The sequence below is a fragment of the Actinomycetes bacterium genome, assembly GCA_035489715.1.
Taxonomy (GTDB): Bacteria; Actinomycetota; Actinomycetes; order JACCUZ01; family JACCUZ01; genus DATHAP01.
This window is the reverse complement of sequence record DATHAP010000150.1, coordinates 25062-36569: the sequence shown is the minus strand read 5'-3', so window position 1 is coordinate 36569 and position 11508 is coordinate 25062. Positions and strand designations below refer to the sequence as shown.

General features: G+C 73.2%; 13 protein-coding genes. 6 read left to right on the top strand and 7 right to left on the bottom strand.

Translation table 11 applies throughout. From position 1 onward, the window contains the following. Window positions 1-408: 408 nt before the first annotated feature. On the bottom strand, window positions 409-975 hold the full coding sequence (locus VK640_12100; protein HTE73926.1) for an MBL fold metallo-hydrolase: 567 nt from the start codon (window positions 973-975) through the stop codon (window positions 409-411). A 39-nt stretch (window positions 976-1014) separates the two neighbouring features. Then, window positions 1015-1344: a protease inhibitor I42 family protein gene (locus VK640_12095; protein ID HTE73925.1), complete on the bottom strand. Its 330-nt coding sequence runs from the start codon at window positions 1342-1344 to the stop codon at window positions 1015-1017. 123 nt (window positions 1345-1467) lie between these two features. Here VK640_12095 and VK640_12090 point away from each other — a divergent pair, with 123 nt between their 5' ends. Continuing rightward, window positions 1468-2295, top strand: coding sequence for a C1 family peptidase (locus tag VK640_12090; protein ID HTE73924.1), 828 nt, complete (start codon window positions 1468-1470; stop codon window positions 2293-2295). Between the two features lie 12 nt (window positions 2296-2307). Here VK640_12090 and VK640_12085 read toward each other — a convergent pair whose 3' ends face one another. Then, window positions 2308-3441 carry a hypothetical protein gene (locus VK640_12085; protein HTE73923.1) on the bottom strand — a complete coding sequence of 378 codons (1134 nt, stop codon included), beginning with the start codon at window positions 3439-3441 and terminating at the stop codon, window positions 2308-2310. Next, a complete protein-coding gene (locus VK640_12080; protein ID HTE73922.1) occupies window positions 3441-3977 on the bottom strand; it encodes a SigE family RNA polymerase sigma factor in 537 nt (178 codons plus the stop codon). The genes VK640_12085 and VK640_12080 overlap by 1 nt, the downstream gene beginning before the upstream one ends. A gap of 178 nt (window positions 3978-4155) precedes the next feature. Here VK640_12080 and VK640_12075 point away from each other — a divergent pair, with 178 nt between their 5' ends. The 5 genes from VK640_12075 (at window position 4156) to VK640_12055 (ending at window position 7699) form a co-directional block, all read left to right on the top strand. Further along, window positions 4156-5193 carry a hypothetical protein gene (locus tag VK640_12075; GenBank protein HTE73921.1) on the top strand — a complete coding sequence of 346 codons (1038 nt, stop codon included), beginning with the start codon at window positions 4156-4158 and terminating at the stop codon, window positions 5191-5193. A 324-nt stretch (window positions 5194-5517) separates the two neighbouring features. After that, window positions 5518-5736 carry a translation initiation factor IF-1 gene (gene infA / locus VK640_12070; GenBank protein ID HTE73920.1) on the top strand — a complete coding sequence of 73 codons (219 nt, stop codon included), beginning with the start codon at window positions 5518-5520 and terminating at the stop codon, window positions 5734-5736. Between the two features lie 31 nt (window positions 5737-5767). After that, the gene (locus VK640_12065; GenBank protein ID HTE73919.1) at window positions 5768-6175 is read left to right on the top strand and encodes a hypothetical protein; all 408 of its coding nucleotides are present in this window, start codon (window positions 5768-5770) and stop codon (window positions 6173-6175) included. A gap of 100 nt (window positions 6176-6275) precedes the next feature. Next, on the top strand, window positions 6276-7208 hold the full coding sequence (locus VK640_12060) for a DUF929 family protein (protein ID HTE73918.1): 933 nt from the start codon (window positions 6276-6278) through the stop codon (window positions 7206-7208). Next, window positions 7205-7699 (top strand): vitamin K epoxide reductase family protein, encoded by a 495-nt coding sequence (locus tag VK640_12055; GenBank protein HTE73917.1) that lies wholly within the window; start codon window positions 7205-7207, stop codon window positions 7697-7699. Before VK640_12060 ends, VK640_12055 begins: the two co-directional genes overlap by 4 nt. On the opposite strand, the gene VK640_12050 is transcribed toward VK640_12055, so the two are convergent. The 3 genes from VK640_12050 to VK640_12040 all read right to left on the bottom strand — a co-directional run bounded on the left by VK640_12050 (window position 7651) and on the right by VK640_12040 (window position 11451). Next, a complete protein-coding gene (locus tag VK640_12050) occupies window positions 7651-9156 on the bottom strand; it encodes a gamma-glutamyltransferase (GenBank protein ID HTE73916.1) in 1506 nt (501 codons plus the stop codon). The genes VK640_12055 and VK640_12050 overlap by 49 nt on opposite strands. 79 nt (window positions 9157-9235) lie before the next feature. Further along, window positions 9236-10774 carry an MFS transporter gene (locus tag VK640_12045; protein HTE73915.1) on the bottom strand — a complete coding sequence of 513 codons (1539 nt, stop codon included), beginning with the start codon at window positions 10772-10774 and terminating at the stop codon, window positions 9236-9238. 29 nt (window positions 10775-10803) lie between these two features. Continuing rightward, complete coding sequence (locus tag VK640_12040) at window positions 10804-11451, bottom strand: TetR/AcrR family transcriptional regulator (GenBank protein HTE73914.1); 648 nt, start codon at window positions 11449-11451, stop codon at window positions 10804-10806. Between the last annotated feature and the right edge of the window lie 57 nt (window positions 11452-11508).

Below are 11508 nucleotides of genomic sequence, written 5' to 3'. Positions count from 1 at the left end.
CTGCAAGCCCCCCGCCAGCCGACGCCACCGTCTGGTACACGTTCACGTCCGACGCCCGCACCGGCGTGGACATCGACTCCTTCGACTCCTCGTACTCCGTCAGCATGCTGGTCACGACCGGCACTCCGGGGGAGGACCTGGACACCGTGCTCTGTGGTGGCGGTCGCTTCACGGTGACCGTCTCGGGCACGTACACGTGCACGGAGTCGGAGAGCCTGTCCCTGTTCGGCGGGCTCGATCAGACCGTTCGCGGCACCAAGGTGACCGGCTTCGTCGACCAGCAGAGCGCGGCCGTCTGTGACGGCACGGTGCAGGACTGGACCCTCACGGTCGTGCCGGACGAGGGCTCCTACAAGGAGGCCACGGCTGCACGCTGCCGCCTGAGACCAGAGCCGGCGCTCCGTCGGCTCAGCCTGGCGTCGACGGGCCGGGGACGAACGCCGGCCCGTGCCCGGGCACCACCCGGACCGGCTCGAGTGCGAGCAGCCGTTCGCGGCTGGCGTGCAGGGCCGGCAGGTCGGTCGCCCGCGGGTCCTCGGCCGGACCTTCGGCGAACCACCAGAGGTGCGTGCAGGCGACCAGCCCCTCGGCGGTCTCGACCAGCGTGCTGATGTCCTGGGCGGTGTGGCCGGGCGTCTCCATCAGCCGCACCGACGGCGACACCTCCCGTCCCTCGGCCGGCTGGTCGTCCCACTGGTCGCCCTGGTAGACCGCCCACGCGTCGTGGACCCGCGCGTTCGGGAACAGCGCTATGTGCCACGTGTGGTCGGGGTGGTGGTGGCTCAGGACGACGTCCGTGACGTCGCCGGCCGACACCTCGAGAGTGGTCATCGGGTCCAGGATCAGCGAGGGGCTGCGGACCATTCCAGGGTCCACGACGACCGTAGAGGCGCCGTCGCGGACCAGCACCACGCTCGAGGCCACGCCCTCACCGGTCGCATAGCCGGCGTGCAGGACGGTGAGCTCGGCGGTCATGGCGGCACGCTAGCCGCTGCCGGACCGGGCCCGTCGGGATCAGGGTCCAGCGGGAGCCGTGACGGACACCGGCACCTCGCTCACCCGGGCCGGGGCGGCCTCCCAGGGCCGGCGCAGCTCGAGCCGGACGACGTACTCGCCGGTCCGGTCGGCGCGGATCCGCAGCACGCGCGCCCGGCCGGCCCCGACGCCGGGCGGCGGGTCGGGCTGCACCCAGTCGTCCTCGACGACGGCCAGCCCGGGAGGGAGCGCAGGCACCTCCCAGCGGTACCCCGCACCGGGCAGGTCGGACACACTCAGCTCGACGACATCGCCGACGGTGACCTCACGCCGGGACTCCCGCTCGACCGCTCGTTCGGACTCGTCCACGACCCGTCCCGGTGCTCGGCCGCCGCCGCGGCTTTGCCCGCCCTTTCCCATGCGGGGCGGACCTGCGTCTACCGTCACGACCATAGCGGCGCCGGGTCGCGCCGCATGGGGGAGGAGGTCGCCGTGGCGATCAAGGAGAAGCCCGTGCCGGGCGTTGCGAGCACCGAGGTCGGCGGGGTGCGCCGGGTGCTCAACTGCCAGCCGTCGCCCGGGACCGAGACCGACTGGCGGATGCACAACGCCGCCGACGCGGGGGTGATGCGGGCGCCCGCCCGCGCGATCCCGGCGTCCCGCGACCTGCGCGAGGACTGGTGGACGGTCGGCGACCAGAAGGACACCGGCTCGTGCGTCGGGTGGGCCACGGCCGAGGGCGTGCTGCGCTGGCACTTCGTGCAGGCCGGCCGGCTGCCCAAGACGCCGCGTCTCTCACCGCGCTTCATCTGGATGGCCGCGAAGGAGACCGACCAGTTCGTGGCCCAGCCCACGACCTTCATCGAGTCCGACGGCACCTGGCTCAAGGCGGCGTTGGACGTGTCGCGCAAGTGGGGTGCCGTGCAGGACTCGGTGCTGCCGTTCGCGTCCGGCAAGCTCTACGCCGGGGAGGTGGCCACGTTCTACGCCCTGTCGACCCAGCTCAAGATCGCCGCGTACTTCAACCTCGGCACCGACCCGACCGACTGGCGCACCTGGCTGGCCCAGAACGGGCCGATCCTGACCCGGCTCGACGTCGACAGCACCTGGGACAACGCAACGGCGAGCAAGGGCAAGCTGACGACGTACAAGCCGGCCACCGCCCGGGGTGGGCACGCCGTCGCGATGGTGGGCTACACCTCGACCGGCTTCATCATCCGCAACAGCTGGGGCACCGGCTGGGGCGACAACGGGTTCGCCTACGCCAGCAACGCCTACGCGAAGAAGGCCTTCACCGAGGCCTTCGGCGTCACCGTCTGACCGAACCGGCGGTCAGTCGCCGAGCGGCACCCGGACCAGCTCGCCCCCCAGGTTGCTCGTGACGAGCAGCATGTCGCCGTACTGCCGGGCGAACGGCGGGTAGCTCCCCACCTGCAGCAGCCGCACGAGCCGTCGGGACCTGGCGTCGACCTCGGCCACCTGGTCGATCTCCGGCAGCCCCACCCACACCGAGGGGCCGGTGGCCGTGACGGCGAGGCCGTTGCCGGGCAGCTCGACGCGGTCCGTGACGAGCCCGGACTCCGCGTCGACGCGCAGCAGCTCGGGGCGGGCCACCATCGCGACCCAGACGGCGTCGGCGGTCGCGGCGATGCCGGCGGGGGAGGCGGGCAGCAGCGTCGGCACCAGCCGGTCCCGCCCGGGCTGGTAGCGCAGGACGCGGAACGGCGGACCCACGTCGGTGACCCACACCGAGCCGCCGGCCACGGCCACGTCGTAGGCGCGGGTGGTCGGCGGCAGCTGGATGGTGTCGAGCAGCTCCCCGGTGGCGGCGTCGATCCGCAGCAGGGTGGCGCCGGCGGTCGACCAGAGATCACCGCCGTCGACGGCCATGCCGAACGGCCCGCGGTCGCCGGTCGTGCGGACCTGGTGCACGACCTCACCGGTGCGCGGGTCCACCGCGACCACCAGGTTGGACAGTCGCAGGCTGACCCAGACCAGGTCACCGACCGGTTCGACGTCGAACGCGCTGCCGTCCTCGCCGGGCAGCTCGATCCGGGTGGTGATGTCACCGCCGTCGAGCGCGACGCCGGTCAGCCGCTGGGTCTGGTCGGTCACCCAGGCGGTGCGCCCGTCGCTGCCGACCCGGTAGACCGGCTGGCCGATGTCGGTGAGCCCGGCGCCCTGCGGTACCACCGCGGTCACCTGCCCGCCCTGGCGGTCGTCCTCGGCCGGGGGTGCGCTGCGCCGATCGTCCGGACCGCCCTGGACGAGCAGCACCACGAGCACGACGGCGGCGGCAGCCGCGCCGGCCAGGACGACCCGCGCCGTCCGGCGTGATCGGTCGAGACGCTCCTCCAGCCGGCTGGCCGCCGCGTGGACGTCGATCTCCGCCACGTCGGCCTCGGCGGCGAGGGCGGACTCCAGCGCGCGCTCCAGGTCCCACGGCTGCGTCGTCGGCGTCGTCATCACCGACCCCCTTCCATCGCCCGCGCGAGTGCGTCGAGGGCCCGGGACGCGTGGGCCTTCACCGTCCCTCGGCTGATCCGCAGCTCGGCGGCGATCTCGGCCTCGCTGAGGCCGCCGTAGTAGCGCAGCACGACGACCTCGCGCTGACGCTGGGGCAGGCCACGCACGTAGGCGACCAGCTCGCGCTCGCGCGAGCGCTGGAGGGCTTCCTCCTCGGCGGAGCCGGTCGTCGTCGGTGGCGCCGGCAGGTCGGTGTTGCGCACGGTGCGGCGGCGCCGCAGCTTGCTGCGCGACCCGTTGAGCACCGCCGAGCGCAGGTAGCGGAAGCCGTCGTCGGGGTCCCGCAGCCAGAGCCGCCGGCGGTGCAGACCGGTGAAGGCGTCCATCACCACGTCCTCCGCGGTCTCCTGGTCGTCGACGAGGAGCACGGCGAGCCGGACCAGCCGCGGGTAGTGGGCGGCGAACAGGGAGCCGACGAGGTCGCCGGTGGGCGGGTCGGCCACCACGGCGCCCGCACACACCTGGCTCTCGTCCACGTGTCAGCCCCTTGGCCGCAGTATCCGCCTTCCGACGCCCTGAGTGACGCACCAGCGCGGCTTCGGTTGACAGGTAAACCGATCCGGGTGGTGCACGTCTCAGGGCCCGTACATCCGACACGCGAGGGGGAGGACCGAGATGGGAAGGACCACCGGACAACGGCTCACGGGGGCAGCCGTGGGCATCCTGGTCGCCTGCCTGCTGGCGGCCTGCGCGGGGGACGAGCCGACAGCCGCCGGCGCGACCACGACGACGTCTGCAACCACGACGACGACCACGACCCCGTCGACGACGCCGGCTGCGGTGGTGACCGACGGCACGGCGGTCGTCGCCGAGGTCGTGGACCGCACCAAGGTCCGTGGGGCGTTCCACCTGGCAGTCGGCTCGGGGTCGGTGTGGGTCACCGTGCCACGGCGCCTCGAGGTGGTCCGGCTCGACCGGCGGACCGGCAAGGTCCGCGCCAGGATCGACATCGGCGGCCGCGGCGCGGACAACGCGGCCGGCGAGCCGACCTTCGTCGCGTTCGGTGCGGGCGCCGTCTGGGCCACCAGCCCGACCGAGGACACCGTCGTACGGATCGATCCGTCGGACGACACCGTCACGGACCGGATCGCGGTCGGCGACGACCCGTGGCAGCTCGCTGCCGGCACCGACGCCGTCTGGGTCACCAACCACCACGGCTCTGCGACCGCGTCGGTCAGCCGGATCGACCCGGCGACCCGCGAGGTCGTCGCGACCGTGCCCATGGGCACCCCACCGCAGGGACCGGGCCATGTGGCGGTCGGGCCCGGATCGGTCTGGGTCAACGTCGACAGCGACGACGCTGTGGTCCGGATCGACCCGCGCACCGACCAGGTGGTGGCGACCGTCCCGGTCGACGGCGCCTGCGGCGGGGTCGCCGTCGGGCGCAGCGTCTGGGTGTCGTCGCGGATCTGCGGCAGCAGCGTGTCCCAGATCGACCCGGTCACCGGAGAGGTGCTCACGGAGACCGAGCTGCCCGGGTTGACCCTGGGTGTGGCCGAGCTGGCGGGCTCGGGCTGGGTGGCCCGGGTCGTGGGCTTCCGCGGCCACCTGACGCGGATCGAGCCGTCGACCGGCGACGTGCTCGGCTCGCTGGACGTCGGGCACGACGTCGCCGCCCTCACCTCGGCCGGCGGGGTGCTGTGGGCGGTCGGCGGGGACACGGTGAGCCGGGTCGCCCCGCGGCCGCTGTGAGGCGCTGAGCCGGCGGAGGGGAGTGCGCCGGGCAAGGACCGGTCCTTGCCCGGCGCACCGGCACGCGGGCCGGCGCGGTAGAGTGGCCGGGTTGGACACGCGGGAACACCGGTTCCCGCGGGCGTGTTTGACCCGATTGTCGCTCCCGTCCTGGACGGGAGCCCCGGCCTGCGAGTTGCCGGCCACGGGAGACCGTGGCCACGCGGGCACCCCCAGGCGACGCACCTCGAGCCCGCCGGGCCGAGCCGGTCGCCACGAGATGTGATCCACAGGGCAACGGTTGCCCTGGCCTCCCGCTCCGGGAGGCGGTACGAGAGGACCTGCATGCAGAAGACCGATGCTGTCGAGGTCGAGGGCCGCGTCACCGAGGCGCTGCCGAACGGCATGTTCCGCGTCGAGCTGACCAACGGGCACAAGGTGCTGGCGCACCTGTCCGGCCGGATGCGGCGCAACTACATCCGCGTCATGCTCGAGGACCGAGTCGTCGTCGAGCTCTCCACCTACGACCTCACCCGCGGCCGGCTGGTCTACCGCCACAAGTAAACGGCGGTCTCACCGGTCCACGGAGGAACACATGACCACACCCACCAACGGCACCGGCAGCGGGACCACCGCGCTGGTGTTCCAGGCTCCGCCCGTCCCGGACGGGGTCGACCCGTACGAGGTCGACGAGCCGGCGCACGACGTCCGCTCCGCCGGTCGCGGCCCGTCCGGTCGCTCCGGCGGAACGGGCGGACCTGTCCGGTCTGGCGGCCCGGTCAACGGCCAGCCGGCCGCCGGCTCGCTGCGGATGCTCAAGGGCGCCCGAGCCGCGGCCGCCGGCATGAAGATCTCCGATGACCAGATCCGGGCCGTCCTCGAGGACCCGCAGGACGTCCAGCCCGACCCCAGCCAGCCCACCCGCACCCGGCTGCACCGCGACGGGCTGACGGTCACCACGGGCAACGACGGGATGATCCTGCGCGTCACGCGCAAGCGCTAGACCGGTCGGGACCAACGTCCCCCGCGACACGGACCGTCCGGCCCTCGGCACGAGGGATCGCGGCGCGCTCTACTGGTCGGGTGACCGCTGAAGCGCGCCCATGAGCAGCCGTACGCCGACTTCGAACTCGAGGAAGGCGGCCGATCGCCAGCGCCGCGCTGGCGAGCTCGCCGCCGAGCGGGCGCACGCCGAGCGCCGCCGCCGGCTGCGGATCGCCGTGGCGTCCATCGCTGCGGTCGCCCTCGTCCTGACCGGGCTGGTGGTGGCCAGCGTCGCCGGGTTCGGTGACGGCGCCGACGACCCGGCCGCGGCGTCCACCAGCTCGGCCGATGCGGCGGTCAAGGCGGCGACCAGCGTCCCCCCGTCCGCGTTGGACGCGGTCGGCGCCGGCACCAGCGAGACGCCGCCGACCCGGGTGCCGGACGCCAGGGCGATCACCCAGGACGGCAAGCCCCAGGTCCTCTACGTCGGGGCGGAGTACTGCCCCTTCTGCGCCGCCCAGCGCTGGCCGGTGGTCGTCGCGCTCTCCCGCTTCGGCACCTGGAAGGGCCTCGGTGGCTCGGAGTCGGCCAGTGACGACGTCTACCCCCGCACCAGGACGCTGACCTTCCACGGCGCGAGCTACACCAGCGACTACCTCTCGTTCACCGGTGTCGAGACGTCCACGAACCAGAAGGTGAACGGCGCGTACGAGAAGCTGGACGAGCTGAAGGGTGAAGACGCCCGGACGTTCGTGACCTACGCCCGGCCACCGTTCATCTCCGGGCCAGCCGGCTCCATCCCGTTCCTTTCCCTCGGCGGCGAGTTCGTCCTCGGTGGGTCGCAGTACGTCCCCGACGTCCTGGTGGGCAAGTCTCGGACGGACATCGCGTCCGCGCTCGACGACCCGCAGAGCGACACCGCGCAGGCCGTCAACGGGTCGGCGAACGTGCTGACGGCCGCCCTGTGCGAGCTGACCGACGGACAGCCGCACAACGTCTGCATGTCGACGGGCGTGATGACGGCGGCGAAGAAGCTCGACGCGGGCTCGTGACCCCGACCCGGCGGGCGGTCCTGCTCACGCTGCCCCTGGCCCTGCTGGGGCTCGGGGTGTCGATCTACCTCGCCTACGAGCACTACTCCACGTCGGCGACGCTGGCCTGCCCCGACACCGGTGCCATCAACTGCGTGAAGGTCACCAGCAGCTCGTACTCCGAGCTGGCCGGTGTGCCGGTGGCCCTGCTCGGGCTCGTCTACTACGTGGGGATCGTCGCCCTGTGCCTGCCCGTCGCGTGGCGCACGGCGAGCCCCTTGGTGTCGCGGCTGCGGATCGCGGCGCTCGCCGCCGGTGTCGGGTTCGTCTTCTACCTGGTGTGGGCCGAGCTGTTCCGGATCGACGCGATCTGCCTGTGGTGCACCGTGGTCCACGTGTCCACCGTGGTGCTCTTCGCGGTCGTGCTGCTCCTCGCGGCTCTGGCACCGCCGGCCGCCGGCGCTCAGCCGATGGCCACGGCTCCCGCACGTCGTGGGTCGCCCGCCGCCTGAAGCCCCCCGTCCGGCGTCACGCCGGTCGCCGCCACGCCGCCGAAGTACATCGAGTGCGGGTGGTGCCGCCGTACCTCGAGCTCCAGCACGGGAAGCGGCAGGTCCTCCTCGGCGTCGACCCGCACGCCGCCGCCCTCGACGTGGTGGACGTGCAGCCGCGGCCGGTCGACGGCCGCCTGCAGGGTCGTCCCACCGTTGGCGTACGACGCCAGCACCTGCAGCAGCGCGGTCGTGATGCGGTCGGCGCCGGGGCTGCCGATCGCCAGCGCCGCTCCATCGGCCCGGCGCCCGACGGTCGGCGCCATGTTGCTCGCCAGGTGGGTGCCCGGCGGCGGCTGCGCACCCCGGTTGAGCTCGCGCTCGCCCAGGCAGTTGTTGAGCCACAGGCCGGTGCCGGGCACCGTGGCACCGGAGCCGTAGCCGTAGGACGAGGTGACGGCGCACGCCCCGCCGTCGCTGTCGACCACCGACACGTGCGCGGTGCTCGGTGACGTCGCACCGGCGTGCCCGACCCCGCGCAGCAGCTCCCACGCGGCGGCCCCCCGGTCGTCGGCGAGGTCGATCCGTTCGCGGCGCACCTCGAGCACCTGTCGCTGCACCTCCACCAGGTGGGCCACGTCGTCGCGCGTCCACTCGCCGCGCGGCCGGTCGCCCAGCAGGGTCAGCATCGCCGCGAGCACCGCCCCGCCGATGGCGGGCGGCGGGTTCGTCCGCAGCCGCCAGGCGCCTACGTCGACGTCCAGTGCGGGCCGGACCACCGGGCGGTACGCCGCGAGGTCCTCGGCCGAGACCAGGCCGCCACGGTCGGCCATGTCCTCGGCCATGATCGCAGCGACGTCGCCGGTGTAGAAGGCGTCCGGTCCGACGGCGGCCAGCATGGCCAGGGTGTCGGCCAGGTCGGTGACGACCACGAGGTCGCCGGTCTCGAGCCACCGCCCGTCCGGGCCCTCCAACGCGGCCCGGGTCTGCGGGTCCCACCCGAAGAGCGAGTCGCGGACGTACGGCAGGTAGTAGCCCGACGCCGCACCGAGCGTGAACCCGGTCCGCGCCACCTCGGTCGCGGGCCCGACGACCTCGCGCCAGGGCAGATGGCCCCACCGCTCCTGCACCAGGGCCAGCCCGGCGACGGCTCCGGGCACCGCGACCGACCCGAGGCCCGCGGTCATCGTGACGCCGGCGCCGTAGTCCGTGACCACGTCGTGCACGGCGGGCTCACGCCGCCCCCCCAGCCCGGGCATCGCGACGTAGCCGTCCACCGTGACGGCGGCCGGCTCACCCGCCGGCCAGACCGTGGTGAAAGCGCCACCGGCCAGCGAGACGATGCCGGGCTCGGTCACCATCGTGACGAGCATCGCCGCGACGGCGGCGTCGACGGCGCCCCCTCCCTCGGCGACCACCCGCAGGGCGGCGCCGGTGGCATGGCCGTTCGGCGCGGCCACCGCGACCCGGGTCGTCACCGGGACATCGTGCCGCAGGGCACCGGCCGGCGGCCGGTGCCCTGCGGGTCGTGCGGGTCCTGCCGGTGGTGGAGCGTCGTCAGGCGGCGACCATGCCGGCGTCCTGCGGCACGTCCTCCTTGCGGGCGTTGATGAACACCAGCGTCGTCACCAGGGCCGTGGCGAGCAGCACCGCGCCCCAGAAGAACGCGACGTGGTAGCCGTGGATCAGCGCCGAGTTGCCGATCGCCTCGGCCTTGGCCGGATCGGTGATCGGGTTGTCGGTGAGGTAGGCCGTCACCGCGCCGGCGAACAGCGTGTTGAGCAGCGCCGTGCCCAGCGAGCCGCCGATCTGCTGCGAGGTGTTGAGCACCGCGCTCGCGACCCCGGCGTCGTGGTGACCCACGCCGATCAGTGCCGTGCTCGACGCCGGGATGAACACCCCGGCCAGGCCCACGCTCATCAGCACCTCGGCCGGGAACACGTGCGTCCAGTAGGACGTGTCCGGGCCGATCTGCGTCAGCAGCAGCATGCCGGCGACCGCCATCACCAGCCCGGGCACCATGATCGGCCGGGGGCCGAACCTGGGCAGCAGCTGGGCCACCGCGCCGGCGGTGAGGATGATGCCGACGCTGAACGGAAGGAAGGCGAAGCCGGCCTTCAGCGGGGTGTAGCCCAGGTTGATCTGGAAGTAGTAGGTGAGGAACAGGAACATCGCGAAGAGTCCCGCGCCCACCAGCAGGAACGTGAGGTACGACCCGCCGCGGTTGCGGTCGAGGACGACGCGCAGCGGCAGCATCGGGTTCTTGGCCCGGGTCTCCCACCACACGAACCCGACGAGCAGCACGACGGCAGCCGCCAGGAAAGCGAGGGTCGTGGGAGCGGTCCAGCCCAGGACCGAGGTGTCGCCCTGGATCTCCGGGTGCTTGGCGCGCGCGGCCTCGGTGAAGCCGTAGACCAGCGAGAACAGGCCGAGCGTGGCGAGAAGCACGCCGGGCACGTCATAGCGGGTGTCGCCGTGCGCCTTGCTCTCGTGCACCAGCGGGAGCGCCAGGCCGGCCACGATCAAGGCCACCGGGACGTTGACGCCCAGGCACCAGCGCCAGGAGGCGTACTCGGTGAGCACGCCACCGACGATCAGGCCGATGGCGGCTCCGCCGCCGGCGAGGGCACCGAAGACGCCGAAGGCCTTCGCCCGCTCCCTCGGGTCGGTGAAGGTCACCGTGACGATGGACAGCGCGGCCGGAGCCATCAGCGCGGCGAACGCACCCTGGAGCCCGCGGGCAGCGAACAGCAGCTCCTGGTTGGGCGCGATGCCGCCGAGCGCGGACGCTCCGGCGAACCCGAGCAGGCCGATGACGAAGGTGCGCTTGCGGCCGGTGTAGTCGGCGATCCGGCCGCCGAGCAGCAGCAGGCTGCCGAAGGCCAGCGTGTAGGCCGTCACCATCCACTGCCGGTTGGCGTTGCTGATGCCGAGGTCCTCCTGGGCGGAGGGCAGCGCGATGTTCACGATCGACGCGTCGAGCACGATCATCAGCTGCGCCGCCGCGAGCACGGCGAGTGCCCACCAGCGGCGGGGGTCGGGCGCCTCGGAGGATGCCGAAGTCTTGGTGTGCGGGTCCTCGACGAGCTCGCCCAGAGCCTCGTCGGACGGTCGGGTCTGGTCAGTCACTTCGTCTCCATGTCTGCTTCGGAGTCTGCTTCGGAACGTGCTGCGGACAGGACTGTGGGTCGCGTGCTGGTGAGGAGGGGGATCAGGACGTCGTCGACGACGTGCGTGATGAACTGATCGTCCACCGGCCCACCGACAACGAGGACCCGGTGGAACCAGAGGGCGCCGGCCACCTCGTGCAGCAGCAGCGGGTCGGTGCCGACGGGGAGCTCGCCGCGGGTGACCGCACGAGATACCAGGGTGCGGCTGACGTCGCACTTGCTCTCGAAGACCTGGGCGCGCACGCAGTCACCCAGCTCGGGGGCGCTGCGCATCGCGCGCAGCACGCCCGCCACCAGCTCCGCCTCCTCGGCGCCCGCCCCGTGCGCGGCGGCGCTGTAGGTGGCGACCAGGTCGCCACGCAGGCTGCCGGTGTCGGCCGGAACCACCAGGCCAGGGGCCCGGGAGCGCACCGCGTCGAGCACCAGCTCGGCCTTGCCCGGCCAGCGCCGGTAGATCGTGGCCTTGCTGGCCCGGGCGCGGGCGGCGACCGCGTCCATGCTCATCCGGTCGTAGCCGACCTCGACGAGCAGCGCGAGGGTCGCGTCGCAGATCGCGCTGTCGCGCCCCTGCACCGCACCCGGGGCGCTCGCCTGGGGTGGCATGCCGTCCTCCGTCGATAAACGTTCACCAGCGCGAAACGAAACGGTTTCGTTTCGCCG

Excerpts from the sequence above, each read along its gene's own strand:
- VK640_12060 (HTE73918.1), top strand. The coding sequence starts at position 6,276 with ATGAGCAGCCGTACGCCGACTTCGAACTCGAGGAAGGCGGCCGATCGC.
- VK640_12040 (HTE73914.1), bottom strand. The coding sequence starts at position 11,451 with ATGCCACCCCAGGCGAGCGCCCCGGGTGCGGTGCAGGGGCGCGACAGC.
- VK640_12100 (HTE73926.1), bottom strand. The coding sequence starts at position 975 with ATGACCGCCGAGCTCACCGTCCTGCACGCCGGCTATGCGACCGGTGAG.
- VK640_12085 (HTE73923.1), bottom strand. The coding sequence starts at position 3,441 with ATGACGACGCCGACGACGCAGCCGTGGGACCTGGAGCGCGCGCTGGAG.
- infA (HTE73920.1), top strand. The coding sequence starts at position 5,518 with ATGCAGAAGACCGATGCTGTCGAGGTCGAGGGCCGCGTCACCGAGGCG.
- VK640_12065 (HTE73919.1), top strand. The coding sequence starts at position 5,768 with ATGACCACACCCACCAACGGCACCGGCAGCGGGACCACCGCGCTGGTG.